Here is a 19574-nt window from a genome sequence, read left to right as displayed (position 1 = left end):
CCTAGTGTGAGGCATGGAAGGTCCGGCCCAGTGAGGCAGGTGCGCTGCTCTTGTCGGCCGAAAGGATCACAAGCACAAGGATCGTGATGAGATAGGGTGACATTGCCAGATACTCGACGGGAATGGCAACGCCCGCTGCCTGCAAATTAAGCTGCAAGACGGTAATGCCGCCGAACAAATATGCACCCAGCAGGACCCGCCATGGTTTCCAGCTGGCAAACACCACCAGCGCCAGCGCGATCCAGCCGACACCTGCGGTCATGCCCTCGGTCCATTGCGGTACACGGATCAGGCTGATGTAAGCCCCACCCAGGCCCGCGCAGGCCCCGCCGAACAGGATCGCCATGATACGGATTTTGATGACCTTGTAGCCAAGCGCATGGGCGGCATCATGGTTTTCACCAACCGCCCGCAGGATCAACCCGACGCGGGTGTATTTCAGGACGGCCCAGACCACAGCGGTCAGCGCAATGCCCAGATACAGGATGGGGTCGTGCCGAAACAGGATCGGGCCGATGACCGGAATATCGCTAATCAAAGGGATGTGGATATCGCCCATGCTGGGGGGTTTGACGCCCACATAGCTTTGCCCCATCAAGGCGCTGAACCCCAGTCCAAACAGGGTCAGCGCAAGGCCGCTTGCAACCTGGTTGGCCAATGCAAACTGTGTCAGCAGGACGAACAGCAGCGACAGCACGGCCCCGCCAATGGCGGCAGCAACAAAGCCCAGCCAGGGCGAGCCGGTTTCGACCGAGATCGCAAAACCGCTGATCGCGCCAACGATCATCATGCCCTCGACACCAAGGTTCAGAACGCCTGCCTTTTCCACGACAAGCTCTCCGATCGCGGCCAGCAGAAGGGGGGTTGCGGCCACCATAAGCGAGGCAACCAGAAGAACGGGATTGATTTGACCAAGGTCCATGATCACGCCACCTCGCTACGCGCCGCACGGATGCGGAAGTTTGTCAGAAGATCGAAGGCCAGCAGGAAAAACAGCAGCATTCCCTGAAACACCTGAATGGCAGCGGCAGGCAGACCCAGCTGCGATTGTGCAATTTCGCCGCCAATATAGGTCAGCGCCATCAGGCCCCCGGCCAACAGGATACCCACCGGATGCAGGCGGCCCAGAAACGCGACGATGATCGCGGTAAAGCCATAGCCCACGTTGAAATCGATGCTGATCTGACCGGACGGGCCGGACACCTCGAACATACCGGCCAGCCCGGCCAAAGCGCCCGAAATCCCAAGGCAGAACAGGATCAGGCGCGCCGGATTCACACCTGCAAACTTTGCCGCGCGGGGGGCCTCACCCGTCAGACGGATATGGAAGCCCAGCATGTGACGGTTCAGCAATACATAGGCAAAGATCACCGCGATGAAGGCCGCGACAACACCCCAATGCATCCCGGAACCGGCAATCAGCTCGGCATTATGCGCGCTTTCATAGGATTGCAGGTTGCGCGATCCGGGAAAGCCGAACCCTTCGGGGTTCTTGAGAAGACCCAGCGAGACCGAGGCCAGCATCTGCTCGGCCACGTAGACCAGCATCAGCGACACAAGGATTTCGTTGGTGCCGAAACGCACCTTCAGCAAAGCCGGGATCGTTGCCCACAGCCAACCGCCAAATGCGCCTGCGACCACCATGATCGGGAAGATGTACCAGGCATCAAGCGGATAGAAGGCCAGACCTGCGCCCGCGCCGAATATGGCGCCCATGATGTATTGTCCTTCGGCCCCGATATTCCAGATACCGGCCCGAAAACCCAGCGACAATCCGATTGCGATCAGCACTAGGGGCGCGCCTTTGACCAGCAATTGAGGGCGGTAATAGAATGCGAACTCTCCAAACAGCGGCTCCCAGAAGATGGTACCGATGGCTTCGACCGGATTTTTCCCCAAAATGGCAAACAGCAACCCGCCAAACACCATTGTTGCCAGCACCGCCACAAGGGGGGTCGCGTAAGACCAGGCCCTGGACGGCTGTGGCCGTTTCTCCAACACAATCATCTGCTCATCCCCCCAGATGTTTCATCTTTTCGCAAATACTCTAGCCGAAGGCGGCCCAGCAGATCACACATGTGCCACCTCCATGCCATGGGCGCCGCCCATCATCAGGCCAATCTCATCCACCGTCAGGCCGGTGGTCGGGCGCGGTGCGCTCAGCCGACCTTCGTTCAAGGCCGCAAAACTGTCCGAGATCTCCATCAGCTCATCCAGATCCTGCGAGATGCAGATCACCGCTGTGCCTTTCGCCGCAAGATCGAGTATGGCTTGCCGGATCGACGCGGCCGCCGCGGCATCCACCCCCCAGGTAGGCTGGTTTACCACCAACACATCAGGGTTTTGCAGCACTTCGCGTCCAATCACGAATTTCTGCAGGTTACCGCCGGACAAGGACCGCGCTGCGTTTTCGGGCCCGGGCGTGCGAACGTCGAAGGCTTCGATGATCTTTTCGGCAAAACTCCGGGTTTCGGACCATTTCAAGAAGCCATTTTTCTCAAGCCCTTCCCGCACAGATCCGGTCAGCAAAGCGTTTTCGGTCAGGCTCATGTCGGGTGCCGCTGCGTGGCCTAACCGTTCCTCGGGCGCGGTCAGAACGCCCAGCTTACGGCGCGCTGTCGGGCCGAGCTTGCCGATCGCCTGACCGTTGAACTTGATTGCATCCGCCGATGTCAGGATTTCCCCGGACAACACGCCCAGCAACTCATCCTGCCCGTTTCCGGCAACGCCGCCGATGCCCAGAACCTCGCCCTTGCGGACCGTCATGTGCACATTGCGCAATGCGGTGCCGAATTCCGAAGGCGAGGGGACTGACAGCCCGCTGACATCCAGCGCGACCTCGCCCAGTTCCCGGCCCGAGCGTTCGGGCGTCTGCAAGGTTGACCCGACCATCATCTCGGCCATGTCACGCGCCGAGGTTTCAGCGGGGACACATTCGCCCACGTTCTTGCCCAGACGCAGGATCGTAGCATGGTCGCATAGCGTTCGGATTTCCTCCAGTTTATGCGAGATATACAGGATCGAGGTTCCCTCGGAGCGTAGCTTGTTCAGCGTCTCAAACAGAATATCGACCTCTTGCGGGGTCAGAACCGAGGTCGGTTCGTCCATGATCAGCAGCTTGGGGTCCTGCAACAGGCAGCGGATGATCTCGACCCGCTGGCGTTCGCCTGCGGACAGGTCGCCAACCGTGCGAAACGGGTCCAGCGGAAGGCCATAAGTTTCCGAAACTTCGCGAATGCGCGATGCCAGATCCCCCATCGGGGGCGGGTTCTCCATCCCCAGCGCGATATTCTCGGCCACGTTCAGCGCGTCAAACAGCGAAAAATGCTGGAACACCATCGCGATCCCATCCGCACGGGCCGCGCGGGGTTCGGGCGGCGCAAACGGATTGCCGCGCAGTTTCATGGTGCCGCTGTCCGGCTTCACAAGCCCATAGATCATTTTTACCAGCGTGGATTTCCCCGCGCCGTTTTCACCCAGCAGCGCGTGCACTTCGCCTTCACCGATGTCAAAGGACACCTGATCATTGGCCACAACACCGGGGTAGGCTTTGGTCAGCCCTTGCAAGCTCAAAAGTGGAATGGTCACGCGCTCAGGTCCTTCTTCAACTTGTTTTGCAGGGCCGGGCGCAGCAATTGTGCAGCGACGCCCACGGCGATCATAAGCGGATGCTTCCCCATCGACGGGTCACCGATCGGGCAGGTGATCCGGCTAATCCGTTCAGGCGGATGCCCAAGGGCGGCCAGCCGCGACCGGAATCGCGCCCATTTCGTAGCCGAGCCAATCAGCCCCGCAAAGCCAAAATCGTGCAAAAGCAGTCTGTTGCACAGTTCAAAGTCAAGATTATGCGAGTATGTAAGCACAAGATGTTCGGCGTCACATGGGGCATGGCGGACCAGCTCGGCCGGTTTTGCCGCCGGAACAATTGTCACGCCCGCTGGCACAGCGGCCGGAAAGCGCTGACGGCTGGTATCCACCCAGGTGATCGCAAGATCGGGAAGCGGGGACAGCACATCCACCAGCGCCCGGCCGACATGGCCCGCGCCCCAGATCCACAGATTGCGTGTCGGCTTGTGAACGGGTTCAACCATCCAGCCGTCAATCAGCTGCGGTTCGGGCGCAATCCCCTGTCCGCGCGCCGTCGCCAGCATTCGCTTGACCGACAGGGGCATCGCGCCATCCTTGGTCGGGCGCGCGATGACCGCATCGTCCAGATCATAGACGGTCTTTGCGTCGTAGACCTCGCTCAGCAACGACACGGCACCGCCGCAGCATTGCCCCAACTCGGGTCCAAGCGCATGATGCGTCAGGCGGGTTGGCGTGGTTTGCAACCGTGCGGCATGTGCCGCCTGGTATTCCAGTGTTCCGCCGCCGATTGTGCCGCTTTGCCCACCGTCCCAGACCAGCATGGCGGCACCGACTTCACGTGGAGACGACCCTTTGATCCCGGCGATGACCACCCGGACCACTTTGCCGTGGGTTTTGACCGCCTCCCTCAAAGCCTCAAGGTCAAATCCCATCAGATGCCTCCCTTCATCCTCTGGACGCCGCGCCAGACCTCTTCGGCGGTGGCGGGCGCGTTGAGCGCCGGATAAGTGTCCCCGCAGGCCGCCACCGCATTCGAAAGCGCCAGCCAGGCCGATATTCCCAGCATGAATGGGGGTTCCCCCACGGCTTTCGAGCGATAGATGGTGTCCTCTCGGTTCTCGCCATCCCAAAGTGCGACGTTGAAAATATCGGGCCGGTCGGAACAGGCCGGGATCTTGTAGGTCGAGGGTGCATGTGTGCGCAGGTTGCCCTTCCCGTCCCAGACCAGTTCCTCGGTTGTCAGCCAGCCCGCGCCCTGCACGTAACCGCCTTCGACCTGTCCGACATCCAGCGCCGGGTTCAGCGAAGCGCCCGCGTCATGCAGGATATCTGTGCGCAGAATGCGGTTCTCGCCCGTCAATGTGTCCACAGCCACCTCGGTGACCGAAGCACCATAGGCGAAATAGTAAAACGGGCGACCGCGCCCCGCGATCCGGTCCCATTCGATCTTGGGCGTTTTATAAAAGCCGGTGGCCGACAGGCTTATGCGACCCTGATAGGCCAGTGCGGCAGCTTCGGCGAACGTGTACCGTTCTTCACCAACCGAAACGTGGCCATCCGTGAAAGTGACCGCAGAAGGGTCGGCCTGATGCCGTTCAGCCAGATAATCGGCCATCCGGTCGCGGATCGTATCGCAGGCCGCTTTCACCGCCATACCGTTCAGATCGCTGCCTGAAGACGCCGCCGTGGCCGAGGTATTGGGCACTTTGGCCGTATCCGTGGCGGTGATCTTGACCATCTCAAGCGGGATGCCGAAACGCGACGCGGCCACTTGCGCGACCTTCTGGAACAGACCCTGACCCATCTCGGTGCCACCATGATTCAGGTGGACCGAACCATCCTGATACACATGCACCAGCGCACCGGCCTGGTTCAGATGGGTCAGTGTGAAGGAAATACCGAACTTGACCGGAGAAAAGGCGATGCCCTTCTTGATCACGCTGTTTTCGGCATTCCATTTCTCGATGGCCGCTTTGCGCGCGGCATAGTCGCTGGACTTCATCAGCGCTTCGGTCATGCCATGCAGTTCGAAATCGCTGACCTCCATGCCGTAGGGCGTCGTGTTGCCACCAGCGGGCAGGGGGCGGACCGGGGCGGTCCCTGTTTCCACTGCGCCACGGCTGGTCAGGTCTTCGTGCGGGTCGGGATGACCCAGCGGTTTTTCGTGGGGTTGGGCTTCGGCAACCTTATGCGCGGGCTCGTAATAGTTGCGACGGCGCAATTCCACCGGGTCCAACCCAAGTTCATGCGCGGCGTGGTCCATCACCCGTTCGATGGCAACCATCCCCTGCGGGCCACCAAACCCGCGATAGGCGGTGGCTGACTGCGTGTTGGTCTTCAGCCGGTGGCTTTCAATCCGGGCATTGGGCAGCAGGTAGGCATTGTCAGAATGCAGCATCGCACGGTCGGCGACGGGCAGGGACAGGTCCTGTGCCCAGCCGCAAATCGCGTATTGCAGAAAGGACACGCCCTGAATGTGACCCTGTTCGTCAAACCCCGCGCGATAGGAAATCCGGAAGGCGTGGCGTTTGCCGGTGATGATCATGTCATCATCGCGGTCATAGCGCATCTTGCAGGCTTTGCCGGTTGCCCGCGCAGCCACCGCGCAGGCAACGGCCAGCGCGTTCCCCTGGCTTTCCTTGCCACCGAATCCGCCACCCATGCGCCGGGTTTCGACGCGGATCGCATGCATGGGCACGCCCAGAGCGTCCGCCACCTTGTGCTGTATCTCGGTCGGGTGCTGGGTCGAGCTGTGGACCAGCATGTCGCCGCCTTCATTCGGCACGGCAAGCGCAGCCTGACCTTCCAGATAGAAATGCTCCTGACCGCCGATCTCGAACGTTCCGTCGATGACGTGGGCGGCGCTTTCAATCGCGGCGTCCGCATCGCCCTTGGCATAGATGCGGGGCCCGTCTTCAAAGCGGCTGTCTGCGGCCAAAGCCTCTTCCACCGTCAGGATCGGTGTTTCCTCGGCATAGTCGATCTTGCCCAGCCGAACCGCCTTGCGGGCGGCCAGATGGCTGGTGGCAACCACAAGGAAAACAGGCTGGCCGATATAGTGAACCGTCCCGTCGGACAGCAAAGGCTCGTCATGGATCGAGGGCGAAACATCGTTGGCAAAGGGCAGGTCCTGTGCCGTCATGACCTTGACGACCCCGGGTGCTGCTTTCACGGCAGACAGGTCCATCGCGGTAATCGTGCCCTTGGCGATCGGGCTCAGGCCAAAGGCCAGATGCAATGTGCCCTTTGGCGTCGGGATGTCGTCCACATACCGGGCGGAACCGGATACGTGCAGCGGTGCCGCGTCATGGGGAAGGGGTTTGGTTACGCTCATGCCGATACCTCCAGCACGTTGGTCACTTGGCCCTGATCCTCAAGGAAGTACCGTTCCAGCATCGCTTTGGCGGTCTCAAGCCTGTACGTGGCCGAGGCGCGCATATCCGTAAGCGGTGAATAATCGTCGGCAAAAGCGGGCAGAGCGGCGTCAATCGCCTCGCGCGCCCACGGCTTGCCGATCAGCGCGGCCTCGACATGGGCTGCCCGTTTCGGAATGCCAGCCATACCGCCAAACGCGATGCGTGCATCCGCCACCCTCCCGTCCGAAATGGTAATGTTGAAACATCCGCACACGGCCGAGATATCCTGATCGAACCGTTTGCTCAGCTTGTAGCATTTCAGTCGGTCCGCCTGACGCGGGAAGCTGACGGCTTCGACAAACTCACCCGGTGCGCGGTCCTGTTTGCCGTAATCGATGAAGAAGTCTTCCAGCGGGACTGACCGGCGTTCATCACCTTTGCGCAGGTGCAGCGTCGCACCCAATGCGATGAGCGCGGGCGGGTTGTCTCCGATCGGTGAGCCATTGGCAATGTTGCCGCCCACAGTGGCCGCGTGACGGACCTGAACACTGGCATAGCGCCGGATCATTTCGGCATAAGATGGGTGAATGTCCGCCAAGGCGTCGCCCATACGGTTCATATCGACCATGGCACCTAAACGAATTTCTTCTTCGGTGATCGTGATCTCTTTCAGATCGTCACAGCGGTTCAGGAAGATCACCGGATCAAGATCGCGCAGTTGCTTGGTCACCCAAAGCCCAACATCTGTTGCGCCCGCGACCAATGCTGCATTTGGATTCTCGGCATATACGGCAGCCAGCGCGTCGGACGAGCCCGGCAGCATGGGTGAGGCGGCAGGCGTTGCGACAGGCTTGTCCTTAACCCAGACAGGCACGGGCTGCTTCTCAGCCGCTTCAGCTGCGCGAATAATGGGAGCGTAACCCGTGCAACGGCACAGATTACCGGCAAGCTGTGTATCGTGATCCGTCGCGCCATTGGTGTGGCCGGCCACCATCGACATGACAAAACCGGGCGTGCAAAAGCCGCATTGCGAACCGTGCACGTCAACCATGGCCTGCTGAACCGGATGGACCTCGCCATCGGGGCTGCTGGCGCCTTCGACGGTTCGAACCGCCTTGCCATGCAACTGCGGCAGGAACAGGATGCACGAGTTCAGGGCCTTTGCGCCACCCGCATCCGTCACCATGACAGTGCAGGCACCGCAATCGCCTTCGTTGCAGCCTTCCTTGGTGCCGGTCAGGCCACGATCTTCACGCAGCCAATCCAGCAGAGTGGCCGTCGGATTGATATCCGTCAGCTCCACTGTCTCTCCGTTCAGAAGAAACGTGATGTCCATTCGAGAAACCCGTCGCCTTACCCGGTTGCGCCCTGGTGGTGCCCTCCTTCGATGCGACGTAGAAAGAGTGGCGGGCGGATAGCTTGCCAATGGATGTTAGAAACAGCATGCGTGATCTGGCAAGAAAAACTGCCTGTATGATGCATCATTACAGCCAAATGGCGTGGATTTGCGTACCCTGTGTAAATATCAGTTGCTTGAAACTAAAGCGTTTTTTTGTCAGTGAGGATACCGCTTTCCGAAGCACCTTCTGGAAAATCCGAATAATCGAAAACGATTATTTTGCCAAACAACGGCGCAGGTTCCGGCTTTTGCATGCCTCGCGGCTAGGGTAGCCTGCCGTTCATGAGCAGTACCCCCCGATTCATTCACCTTCGTGTTCACACCGAATATTCCCTTCTGGAAGGGGCTGTGCGGCTGAAAAAACTGCCTGCCCTGTGCGAGAAGATGGGGATGCCTGCCGTTGCGGTGACTGACACGAATTCCATGTTTTCAGCGCTGGAATTTTCGGTGACAGCCAGTCAGGCCGGTGTCCAGCCGATCATGGGATGTCAGGTTGATCTGACTTATGTGCAGTCGCAACCGGGGGAAAAACAAAAATCGCCCGCGCCGCTTGTTCTGCTGGCACAGTCCGAGGCGGGGTACGAGAACCTGATGAAGCTGAGCACGTGCCTTTACGTGGACAAGGGCGGGCAGTTGCCGCAGGTCACGCTGGACGAGCTCGCGGACCGCGCCGACGGGCTGATCTGCCTGTCCGGAGGGCCTGACGGGCCGGTGGGCCGCCTGTTGCAACAGGGGCAACGTCCGGCGGCCGAGGCGCTGGTGGACCGGCTGGCCGCGATTTTCCCGGATCGTCTGTATATCGAGCTTCAGCGTCATCCGGGCGAGGACGGCCAACCCGAGGCCGAACGCCAGACCGAGCGCGGCCATATCGAGATGGCCTATGCCAAGAACCTGCCGCTGGTTGCCACCAATGACGTCTATTTCCCGACCTCGGATATGTACGAGGCCCATGATGCGCTGATCTGTATCGCCGAAGGGGCTTATGTCGACCAGCAGGAAGGTCGCCGCCGCCTGACCGCGCAGCATTATTTCAAGTCGCAGCAGGAAATGGTGACGCTGTTCGCTGATCTGCCCGAGGCCATTGAGAACACGGTCGAGATCGCGCGCCGTTGCGCCTTTATGGCTTATCGCCGCGATCCCATCCTGCCGAAATTCGCCGATGACGAGGTCGCTGAACTGCGCCGCATCGCCAATGAAGGCTTGCAGAAACGTTTGGCGGTAATCCCCCATGCGGTGACGCCCGAGGAATATCAGGAACGGCTGGATTTTGAGCTTGGCATCATCGAAGGAATGGGTTTCCCCGGCTACTTCCTGATCGTTGCCGACTTTATCCAATGGGCCAAGGATCACGATATTCCGGTTGGGCCGGGGCGGGGGTCAGGGGCGGGCTCGCTGGTGGCTTATGCGCTGACAATTACCGACCTCGATCCGCTGCGTTACAGCCTGCTGTTTGAACGGTTCCTGAATCCCGAACGGGTTTCGATGCCCGACTTCGATATCGACTTCTGCATGGATCGCCGCGAAGAGGTGATCCGCTACGTGCAGCAGAAATACGGGCGCGACAAGGTAGGGCAGATCATCACATTTGGTGCTTTGCTGTCCAAGGCTGCTGTGCGCGATATCGGGCGGGTGCTGCAAATGCCTTACGGGCAGGTGGACCGTCTGTCCAAGATGATCCCGGTTGAAGGGGTAAAACCGGTTTCCATCGAAAAAGCCCTGAAGGATGAGCCGCGCCTGCGGGAGGAAGCTCGTAACGAAGAGGTGGTGGATCGTTTGCTGACGTATGGACAGCAGGTCGAAGGGCTGCTGCGCAACGCCTCGACCCACGCGGCTGGGGTTGTGATTGGCGACCGGCCTCTGGACGCGCTGGTGCCGATCTATCAGGACCCGCGATCCGACATGCCTGCAACCCAGTTCAACATGAAATGGGTGGAACAGGCCGGGCTGGTAAAGTTCGACTTTCTGGGTCTGAAAACCCTGACCGTGATCCAGAACGCGATGGACTTGATCTTCAAGTCCGGGCGGAAGTTGCACATCGCCGCCGATGGCACCGAGCTTTATGAACCTGCCGAGGGGGCCGAGAACCAGATCAACGCCATCCCACTGGATGACGAGGCGACGTATAAGCTCTATTCAGCGGCCAAGACGGTCGCGGTGTTCCAGGTTGAATCCTCAGGCATGATGGACGCGCTCAAGCGCATGAAACCCACCTGTATCGAGGATATCGTGGCCCTCGTCGCGCTCTATCGTCCCGGCCCGATGGAGAACATCCCGACCTATTGCGAGGTCAAGAACGGGCTGCGCGAGATCACATCCGTTCATCCGCTGATCGACCACATTCTTGAGGAAACCCAGGGCATCATCGTCTATCAGGAACAGGTGATGCAGATCGCACAGGTGATGGCCGGGTATTCCCTTGGCGGCGCGGACCTGCTGCGCCGCGCGATGGGTAAAAAGATCAAAGAGGCGATGGATGCCGAACGCCCCAAATTCGAAAAAGGCGCGGCAGAAAACGGGGTGGATGCCAAGAAAGCCAGCGAAGTCTTCGACCTGCTGGAAAAATTCGCCAATTACGGCTTCAACAAATCCCACGCCGCCGCCTATGCGGTGGTCAGCTATCAAACCGGCTGGTTGAAGGCGAACCATCCGGTCGAATTCATGGCGGGTGTCATGAATTGCGATATTCATCTGACCGACAAGCTGGCGATCTATTTCGAAGAGGTCCGAAAAGGGCTGGAACTGCCGTATATTCCACCTTGTGTGAACCGCTCTCAGGCCACGTTCGATGTTGATAACGGACATCTGGTCTATGCGCTGGGCGCGCTCAAGAATGTGGGTGTCGAGGCGATGAATCTGATCGTTGCGGGTCGCGCGGACAAGCCATTTGTCAACCTGTTCGATTTCGCCCGCCGCGTGGATTTGAAGAAAGTGGGCAAACGCCCGCTTGAGATGCTGGCCCGCGCCGGAGCCTTTGATGAGCTGGACCGGAACCGCCGCCGCGTTTTCGAAAGCCTTGATGCACTGGTGCAGTATTCGGCAGCGATCCATGAACAGAAGAATTCGAACCAGGTGTCGCTGTTTGGCGAGGCCGGAGATGACCTGCCCGAACCACGCCTGTCGCTGACCCCCGACTGGCTGCCGGCTGAACGTCTGAGCGAAGAGTTCAAGGCCATCGGCTTCTACCTCTCTGGTCATCCGCTGGATGACTATATGCCGGCCTTGAAGCGTAAACAGGTTCTGACGCTGGACGAGGTGACCGAGAAAGCCCGTTCTGGCCCGCTGATTGCCAAGATGGCCGGAGTGGTTGCCGGGCGACAGGAACGGAAATCGGCCAAGGGCAACCGGTTCGCCTTTGCCCAGCTTTCGGACCCGACCGGCGCTTATGAGGTCACGCTGTTTTCCGACACGCTGGAGAAATGCCGCGAGTTTCTGGAAACCGGCGCTCAGGTGGTTCTGACCGTCGAGGCGACGGTGGAGTCCGATCAGCTCAAGCTGCTGGGTCGTTCGGTTGGACCAGCGGATTCTGTAGTGGCCGAAGCCGGGGCGACGGGACTGCGCATCTTTGTCGACGAAGCGCGGGCGGTGCCAACTATTGCAACGGTTCTTGAAGAAGCCGCAACCGCCGCCAAGGGTGCGGCCCGCGGACCGATCCAACTGCTGTTGCTGGACCCCGGCCTGCCCGGCGACGTCGAAATCGACTTGGGGCGTGTGTTCCCGATCAATCCCCAGATCAAGGGCGCGATCAAATCGCTGGAAGGCGTGATGACCGTCGAAGAGATCTGACACCGCTTTGTTGCCAGACAGTTAGCGCACCGCTAGGCTGACCTTGCAAATATGTCTTCTGATCATGCCACGGGAGGGCGTTGATATGACGATTGCAGGTCTCAATTTCAGAACGATTGCATTGGGGGCGGCGGCATCGCTGGCTTTGGTTTCGGCGACAGCCACGCTTGCGGACGACAAGAAGAAAGAGAACACGATCAAAGGTGCTGTGATCGGGGCCGGGGTCGGGGCCTTGATCGGCGACGGCAAGGGTGCCGCCGCAGGGGCAATTGCTGGTGCGCTGATCGGCGCGAACTCGAAATAAGCGGGGGCGGGATGATGCGTTTGAACGCGATGAAAGTGATCACAACCGCCGCGCTGCTTACAGGGCCCGGCTATGCCCTTGCGGACGAGGAAGCCGAACAGATGGTGCAAGCGGCGCTGCCGCTCATGTATCACACATGCGCGTCGGTCATCGAAGAGGCTGACGGGAATGAAGAATACATTGTGGACGTGGTCGGCAAGATGACGGCGTTGTCCCTTTATAACCGTCAGGTCGACCTCGAAGCTCATGCCAGTTCGGACGAGGAAAAGGCCACGCTGCGCGAAACATTTGTGGCGGCTCTGAAAGACGGCTGCGCCGGGGATGAAAACGCCCTGCTGGGTGGCGTCGTCGACGACGCGGTGAAATCAACGCTGGGGCTGTAAGCTTTCAGTAATGTGGCGGACGTTCGTCACCAAGGACAACGCCGCCTGACCCTTCCTGTGCGCGCTCGGCCTCGCGGTGCAGCAGCATCTCGACACGGCGGGTCAGCCGGTCAATCTCGGCCTGTTGCCGGGTGACAACCGCGTTCAGATCGTCAACCGTGCGGGTCAGATGGGCAATCTGTTCTTCCAGTTGCTGCATAGGATGCTCCTGTCTTTCAGACTGCACATAGCGACCCTGTGACGCCTTGGCCAGAGAAAGCGCGCCTTGCCCAGATGCGGGCCATGGGATAGACCGCGCGCGGAACAGGTACACTCCCAAGGACGCCCCACATGGCCAAGCCCAAGAAACAGCCCCGCCCCAAGGCCGAAACGCCGAAAGGGTTCCGTGACTATTTCGGCGAGGAAGTCACGCAGCGCACCGAGATGCTGCGGACGATTGCGGGCGTGTATCATCGTTACGGTTTCGACGCGCTGGAAAGCAGCGCGGTCGAAACCGTCGAGGCGCTGGGCAAGTTCCTGCCCGACGTGGACCGCCCGAACGAAGGCGTCTTTGCGTGGCAGGAGTTTGACGAGGGCGGAAATGGCGACTGGATGGCCCTGCGCTATGACTTGACCGCGCCTCTGGCCCGGGTTTACGCCCAGCACCGCAACGACTTGCCCACGCCCTATCGCCGCTATGCAATGGGTCCGGTCTGGCGCAACGAAAAGCCGGGACCTGGGCGCTTTCGGCAGTTCTATCAGTGCGATGCGGATACGGTTGGAACCGCCTCGATGGCTGCTGATGCCGAGATCTGTGCAATGCTGGCCGACACGCTGGAAGAGGTTGGCATCCCGCGCGGTGACTACATCATCCGGGTGAATAACCGGAAGGTTTTGAACGGTGTGCTGGAGGCGATGGGGCTTGGCGATGATCAAGCCGCACGAGACAATGTTCTTCGCACCATCGACAAATTCGACAAGGTGGGTGAGCAGGGTGTGCGCGAGTTGCTGACCAAGGGCCGTCTGGACGCGTCGGGCGCGTTTATCGACGGCGTTGGTCTCAGCGATGATCAGGCAGACCCGGTTATCGCCTTCCTGACTTCCAAGGCCGTCGATACCGCTGGTACATTGGCCAACCTCCGCATTGCCGTGGGTGACAGCAAGATTGGGGCGGATGGGATTGCTGAACTGGAACAGATCGCTGAACTTCTCTCCGCTGGCGGCTACGGCCCCGACCGCATTGTCATTGACCCCTCCGTCGTCCGTGGCCTGGGCTATTACACCGGTCCGGTCTACGAGGCCGAACTGACGTTCGAAATCTTCGACGAGAAAGGCCGCAAGCGGCAATTCGGCTCGGTTGCGGGCGGCGGGCGCTATGACGATCTGGTCAAGCGGTTCACCGGGCAGGAAGTGCCCGCGACCGGGGTGTCCATCGGCGTCGATCGGTTACTGGCGGCGCTGCGCGAAAAGGGCCGGATCAGCGCCCAGGCCAAAGGCCCCGTGGTCGTCACCGTCATGGATCGCGACAGGATGGCCGATTATCAGGCGATGGTGGCCGAGCTGCGCAATGCGGGCATCCGGGCCGAGGTGTATCTGGGCAATCCCAAGAACTTTGGCAATCAGTTGAAATACGCGGACAAGCGCAACTCTCCGGTTGCGGTGATCGAAGGCGGGGACGAAAAGGCAAAAGGCATCGTGCAGATCAAGGACCTGATCCTTGGGGCTAAGATCGCCGAAAGCGCCACGCTGGAGGAATGGAAAGAACGCCCCAGCCAGTTCGAAGTATCGCGCGCTGATCTGGTCGCGAAAGTGCGTGAAATTCTGAACAGTCAGGACTGACCCATGCCCAACCGTTCCCAGATACAGGCCCGTGCCGCGATGATGCGTGTCCGGTTCGAGGCTGCGGGCGCGCAGGTGGTGGATACCCCGCTGCTGCAACCCGCTGAAATGTTGCTGGACCTCTATGGCGAGGATATCCGCGCCCGTGCCTACGTCACCTCGGACGCGCTGCGGGGCGAGCAGATGCTGCGCCCGGATTTCACCCTGCCTGTTGTTCAGATGCACATGCGGGACGGGGCGGAGCCAGCGCGCTATACCTATTCAGGTGAGGTGTTCCGCCGTCAGGAACACGACCCGGACCGGTCGAACGAATATATTCAGGTGGGGTACGAGGTTTTTGACCGCGATGATCCCGCTGGTGCCGATGCCGAAGTGTTTTCGCTGATGGCGCTGCAACTGCGCGGGCTGCCCCTGCGCGCAGCCACCGGGGATATCGGTATCCTGACCGCGGCTGTCGAAGGGCTTCGGACCACAGACCGCCGCAAGGCCGCGCTGATGCGGCACCTGTGGCGGCCGCGCCGGTTCCGTGCGCTGCTGGACCGGTTTGCAGGGCGTAAACCGGGGCCTGAAGGCCGTGACGCGCTTTTGGACGCGGACGACCCGATGGCGGTTGATGTTCCGATGATCGGCAAGCGTCGCGCGCCCGAGATTGCCGATAGGATCAAAGCCCTGCGCGAAGATCGCGCTGCGCCGCCGATCTCTGACAATGAACTGGCCGGGTTGGAAACGCTGCTGAATGTGCGTGAAACCATGCCCTTCGCGCTGGAACAGCTGCGGGATGTGGCAGTGGATCTGCCGCAGATCACCCCGGCGCTGGACCGGTTAGAGGCGCGGATCGCCGCCCTGCAGGCGCGTGGTGTCGATGTTGCACGGCTGGATTTCGAAGCGTCATATGGCCGGACATCGATGGAATATTATGACGGGTTTGTCTTTGGGTTCTACGCCGAAGGCCGTCCCGACCTGCCGCCCGTCGCCACCGGTGGGCGCTATGATGCGCTGACGCGCCGTTTGGGGGATGGGGCCGAAATCCCCGCGATCGGCGGCGTGATCCGCCCGGACCTGATGCTTGAAATCGAGGAGGCCGCGCAATGAGTGTGAAACTGGGCGTGCCCTCGAAGGGCCGGTTGATGGAAAAGACCGTCTCATGGTTCGAAAAACATGGCATCATGCTGTCCCGCAACGGCTCGGACAGGGAATATGCGGGTAGGGTTGACGGGATTGACGGCGTCTCGCTGGTTCTGTTGTCGGCGGGTGAGATTCCGCGCGAACTTGCGTCGGGCCGTATTCATCTGGGCGTCACCGGCATCGATCTGGTGCATGAGAAGCTGCCACGCTGGGAACAGCAGGTCGAAGAGATTGCGCAGCTGGGCTTTGGCAAAGCCGATCTGATCATTGCCACACCCGCCTGCTGGGTCGATGTGGACACGCTGGACGATCTCGATGCGGCGGCAGCAGCATTTCGCAACACCCACGGCCACCGGCTGCGGATCGCCACCAAATATCACCGACTGGTGCGGGAGTTCCTGACCGACGCGGGCGTGGCCGACTACACTCTGGTCGACAGCCAGGGAGCGACCGAAGGTACGGTCATGAACGAAACAGCCGAAGCAATTGCCGATATCACCTCCTCAGGTGAAACCCTGCGGGCAAACCACCTCAAGATCCTGTCGGACGGTCTGATCCTGCAATCGCAGGCCACGTTGTGGCGCAGCCGGGTTGCAAAGGTCGACGCGGCGGATAAGGCGGTTCTGACGGAAATGCTGGATCGGCTGCGGTAACTACAGCACACCGATATCCGCAAGGGCGCGGTTCAGATCATCGGGCAGGGTGTCATCCTGCGCGCGCCCTTTCGGAAGGTCGGCTGGTGTATCTTCGGGCTTCAGGTATCGCCAACCCTGAAACGGGCGTTTCAAGGCGTTCTGGGTCCGATGTACGTTAGGGTCGAGAACGATGGCGCAGCGGCGGATACCGTCCTCGCCGATCACCTCGTCCAGGCGCAGAATGCGCTGACGGCACTGTACGACACCTTTGATGACCCAATAGATTGATCCGCCATTCAGAATCTCAGCATCACGTTTGGGCCACATGCGGGTTACGTGGCGCGGATATCCGTCCTCATAAAGCGGTTTGCGGCTGTCTTGCCACGCGATCAGAGAGTCCACGCTTTCCGAACCAACCGAAAGTTTGATGAGGTTCACGTACTTATCCACAGCTTTCCCACAGAGTCGTCCCTTTGCTATCTATCCATTGTAGCTCAGGATTGGCTTTCATCAAGGTGTAGTGGGTGTTAGTCTGGATACCTCTTTCAGCACAGGGAATCACCAATGAGCCGCTTTGCCGCCCCCATCGCCGAGCAGATCTGGGACATGAAATACCGCTTCAAACAGGCGGATGGCACGCCCATCGATCAGACGGTTGAAGACAGCTGGCGACGCATCGCCCGTGACCTCGCGCGGGTCGAGGACGACCCGGATCATTGGGAAGACAGGTTCTACGAGGCACTGGAAGATTTCAAATATCTGCCCGCCGGGCGCATCACTGCTGGCGCAGGCACCGCGCGGCAGGTGACACTGTTCAACTGCTTCGTTATGGGCACCATCCCCGACAGCATGGGCGGTATCTTTGACATGCTGAAAGAGGCCGCGCTGACCATGCAGCAGGGGGGCGGGATCGGCTATGATTTCTCGACCATTCGCCCGCGCGGCGCGGATGTGAAAGGTGTGGCGGCAGATGCCTCTGGCCCGCTCAGCTTCATGGATGTGTGGGACGCAATGTGCCGCACAATCATGTCCGCGGGCTCGCGCCGGGGGGCGATGATGGCCACCATGCGCTGTGATCACCCTGATATCGAACAGTTCATCACCGCCAAATCCGACCCGGCCCGCCTGCGCATGTTCAACATGTCGGTGCTGGTGACCGATCCCTTCATGGAGGCGGTCAAGGCCGACGGCCCGTGGGAGTTGCAGTTTGACGGCAAGATCTATCATACCGTTCAGGCGCGCGATCTGTGGAACAAGATCATGCAGGCCACATATGATTATGCTGAACCGGGCGTGATCTTCATCGACCGCATCAATCAGGCCAACAACCTGAGCTATGTTGAAACCATCGCCGCGACGAACCCCTGTGGCGAACAGCCTCTGCCGCCGTACGGGGCTTGCCTGCTGGGCTCGATCAATCTGGCGCGGCTGGTTGCCGAACCATTTGGGGATGCCGCGCATCTGGATGAACCGGCGTTGCAGGAACTGGTCGCGACAGCCGTGCGCATGATGGATAACGTCGTGGACGCCTCGAAATTCCCGCTGGCCGAGCAAGAGGCGGAAGCGCAGGACAAGCGCCGCATCGGGCTGGGCGTGACGGGTCTTGCGGATGCGCTGCTGATGCTGGGCCTGCGCTATGGGTCCGACGAGGCGGCGCGCCAGACGGAACGCTGGTTGCACGCAATCGCCCGCGCCGCATATCTGGCCTCGGTCGATCTGGCTAAGGAGAAAGGCGCGTTCCCCCTGTTCGACGCCGAGAAATATCTGGCCAGCGGCACGATGCAGCAAATGGATGACGACGTCCGCGATGCGATCCGCGAACATGGTATCCGCAACGCTCTGCTGACCTCGATTGCGCCCACGGGCACGATTTCGCTTTATGCCGGGAACGTGTCGTCAGGGATTGAACCGGTCTTTGCCTATGCCTACACCCGCAAGGTTCTGCAAAAAGACGGCTCGCGCACCGAAGAAGAGGTCGTGGATTACGCCGTTCAGATGTGGCGCGACAAGTTTGGCGACGCAGCTCTGCCGGACTATTTCGTCAATGCCCAGACCCTGACGCCGTCGGATCACGTCAAGATGCAGGCGGCAGCGCAGAAATGGATCGACAGCTCGATCTCCAAGACCATCAACTGCCCGGAAGATATCAGCTTTGACGCATTCAAGGATGTCTACATGCAGGCCTGGGATCAGGGCTGCAAAGGGTGCACGACCTATCGCCCCAACGATGTGACCGGCTCGGTTCTGACCGTTTCGGAAAGCGATGACAAGGTGCCGGGGGAAAGCGCGAATGCGCCTCATGAAATTGAAGGCGGCGACGTCATCTACATGTCCGAACCGCTGGATCGCCCGCAATCGCTGGAGGGGTCGACCTACAAGCTGAAATGGCCCGATAGCGAGCACGCGATTTATCTGACCATCAACGACATCATCATCTCGGGCCGCCGCCGCCCGTTCGAAGTGTTCATCAACTCCAAGAACATGGAACATTACGCCTGGACACTGGCGCTGACGCGGATGATCTCGGCCGTGTTCCGTCGGGGTGGGGACGTGTCCTTTGTGGTCGAAGAGCTGAAAGCCGTTTTCGACCCGCGCGGCGGGGCGTGGGTCAAAGGCAAGTATATCCCATCGATCCTGGCCGCGATCGGGGGCGTGATCGAACAGCACATGGTCGCCATCGGCTTTCTGGAAGGCGAAGGGATGGGGTTGAAATCCGATCCCCAGGCGCAAGTGGTGAACCTGGACGCGCCACGTGGCAAAGCCTGCCCGTCCTGCGGTCAGTACGACATGGTCATGATCGAAGGCTGCATGACCTGCCGCAACTGCGGTCATTCCAAATGCGGATAGGTATGAAGCGCTGAACGAAATATATGTGGCGTGTCACGCGACATGACCTAAACGTTTCAATAGGTCATTTTGGCTGGAGATATGAGAAAACGGCCACGGAATTCTTCCGGGGCCTTTCTCCTGTCTAGCGGAGTTGATGAATGGCGATAGCGCTGCTGGTACATCGTGGCCACCAAGAAGTGGAGATGAGACAGAAACCCGGAACCAAGCAGAGCCACGGCGAGAAAGTCGTAAAGACATTCGTCGCGCGACGCGCAAACTTTACTCTGCGGAACAGAAGGTCAGGATCGTGCTGGACGGCCTCAATGGTGAAGACAGCAAATCAGATTTTCCTTC

General features: G+C 60.2%; 16 protein-coding genes. 8 read left to right on the top strand and 8 right to left on the bottom strand.

Annotated elements, in window-relative coordinates:
* Position 1: 1 nt before the first annotated feature.
* From ACR0J7_RS19885 to xdhA, 6 genes are all read right to left on the bottom strand, one after another.
* Positions 2-922: an ABC transporter permease gene (locus tag ACR0J7_RS19885; RefSeq protein ID WP_209598075.1), complete on the bottom strand. Its 921-nt coding sequence runs from the start codon at positions 920-922 to the stop codon at positions 2-4.
* A 2-nt stretch (positions 923-924) separates the two neighbouring features.
* Entirely contained in the window at positions 925-2007 is a 1083-nt protein-coding gene (locus tag ACR0J7_RS19880) for an ABC transporter permease (protein WP_267363631.1), read from the bottom strand.
* Between the two features lie 63 nt (positions 2008-2070).
* Entirely contained in the window at positions 2071-3588 is a 1518-nt protein-coding gene (locus ACR0J7_RS19875; protein WP_480488998.1) for an ABC transporter ATP-binding protein, read from the bottom strand.
* The gene (gene xdhC, locus ACR0J7_RS19870; RefSeq protein WP_480915423.1) at positions 3585-4520 is read right to left on the bottom strand and encodes a xanthine dehydrogenase accessory protein XdhC; all 936 of its coding nucleotides are present in this window, start codon (positions 4518-4520) and stop codon (positions 3585-3587) included. The genes ACR0J7_RS19875 and xdhC overlap by 4 nt, the downstream gene beginning before the upstream one ends.
* Complete coding sequence (gene xdhB, locus ACR0J7_RS19865; RefSeq protein WP_480915421.1) at positions 4520-6922, bottom strand: xanthine dehydrogenase molybdopterin binding subunit; 2403 nt, start codon at positions 6920-6922, stop codon at positions 4520-4522. The genes xdhC and xdhB overlap by 1 nt, the downstream gene beginning before the upstream one ends.
* Positions 6919-8280: a xanthine dehydrogenase small subunit gene (gene xdhA / locus ACR0J7_RS19860; protein ID WP_480915419.1), complete on the bottom strand. Its 1362-nt coding sequence runs from the start codon at positions 8278-8280 to the stop codon at positions 6919-6921. The genes xdhB and xdhA overlap by 4 nt, the downstream gene beginning before the upstream one ends.
* A gap of 345 nt (positions 8281-8625) precedes the next feature.
* Between xdhA and dnaE the strand changes: the two genes are divergently transcribed.
* The 3 genes from dnaE to ACR0J7_RS19845 all read left to right on the top strand — a co-directional run bounded on the left by dnaE (position 8626) and on the right by ACR0J7_RS19845 (position 12813).
* On the top strand, positions 8626-12126 hold the full coding sequence (gene dnaE / locus ACR0J7_RS19855; protein ID WP_480915417.1) for a DNA polymerase III subunit alpha: 3501 nt from the start codon (positions 8626-8628) through the stop codon (positions 12124-12126).
* Between the two features lie 85 nt (positions 12127-12211).
* Positions 12212-12430, top strand: coding sequence for a YMGG-like glycine zipper-containing protein (locus ACR0J7_RS19850; protein ID WP_480774474.1), 219 nt, complete (start codon positions 12212-12214; stop codon positions 12428-12430).
* A gap of 11 nt (positions 12431-12441) precedes the next feature.
* Positions 12442-12813, top strand: a complete 372-nt coding sequence (locus ACR0J7_RS19845; RefSeq protein ID WP_480774475.1) for a hypothetical protein — start codon at positions 12442-12444, stop codon at positions 12811-12813.
* A 4-nt stretch (positions 12814-12817) separates the two neighbouring features.
* Here ACR0J7_RS19845 and ACR0J7_RS19840 read toward each other — a convergent pair whose 3' ends face one another.
* The gene (locus ACR0J7_RS19840) at positions 12818-13012 is read right to left on the bottom strand and encodes a SlyX family protein (RefSeq protein WP_209504826.1); all 195 of its coding nucleotides are present in this window, start codon (positions 13010-13012) and stop codon (positions 12818-12820) included.
* Between the two features lie 131 nt (positions 13013-13143).
* On the opposite strand from ACR0J7_RS19840, the gene hisS reads away from it, so the two are divergent.
* Genes hisS through hisG form a run of 3 tightly spaced genes read left to right on the top strand, consistent with a single transcriptional unit; the run spans position 13144 to position 16409 of the window.
* Positions 13144-14631, top strand: coding sequence for a histidine--tRNA ligase (gene hisS / locus ACR0J7_RS19835; protein WP_480871532.1), 1488 nt, complete (start codon positions 13144-13146; stop codon positions 14629-14631).
* A 3-nt stretch (positions 14632-14634) separates the two neighbouring features.
* The gene (locus tag ACR0J7_RS19830) at positions 14635-15723 is read left to right on the top strand and encodes an ATP phosphoribosyltransferase regulatory subunit (RefSeq protein WP_480915415.1); all 1089 of its coding nucleotides are present in this window, start codon (positions 14635-14637) and stop codon (positions 15721-15723) included.
* Positions 15720-16409 (top strand): ATP phosphoribosyltransferase, encoded by a 690-nt coding sequence (gene hisG, locus ACR0J7_RS19825; RefSeq protein ID WP_480547469.1) that lies wholly within the window; start codon positions 15720-15722, stop codon positions 16407-16409. Before ACR0J7_RS19830 ends, hisG begins: the two co-directional genes overlap by 4 nt.
* Here the strand turns inward: hisG and ACR0J7_RS19820 are convergent, their stop codons facing one another.
* Positions 16410-16841, bottom strand: coding sequence for a DUF1489 family protein (locus tag ACR0J7_RS19820; RefSeq protein ID WP_267363648.1), 432 nt, complete (start codon positions 16839-16841; stop codon positions 16410-16412).
* 114 nt (positions 16842-16955) lie between these two features.
* On the opposite strand from ACR0J7_RS19820, the gene ACR0J7_RS19815 reads away from it, so the two are divergent.
* Both ACR0J7_RS19815 and ACR0J7_RS19810 read left to right on the top strand, forming a co-directional pair.
* A complete protein-coding gene (locus tag ACR0J7_RS19815; RefSeq protein ID WP_480915413.1) occupies positions 16956-19238 on the top strand; it encodes an adenosylcobalamin-dependent ribonucleoside-diphosphate reductase in 2283 nt (760 codons plus the stop codon).
* A 136-nt stretch (positions 19239-19374) separates the two neighbouring features.
* The coding region (locus ACR0J7_RS19810) for a hypothetical protein (protein ID WP_480915411.1) at positions 19375-19574 on the top strand (200 nt) is incomplete at its 3' end.

This window comes from Ruegeria sp. O4 (genome assembly GCF_056535125.1).
Note: the sequence above shows the minus strand (reverse complement) of the source record. Positions and strands in the feature narration are given on the sequence as shown.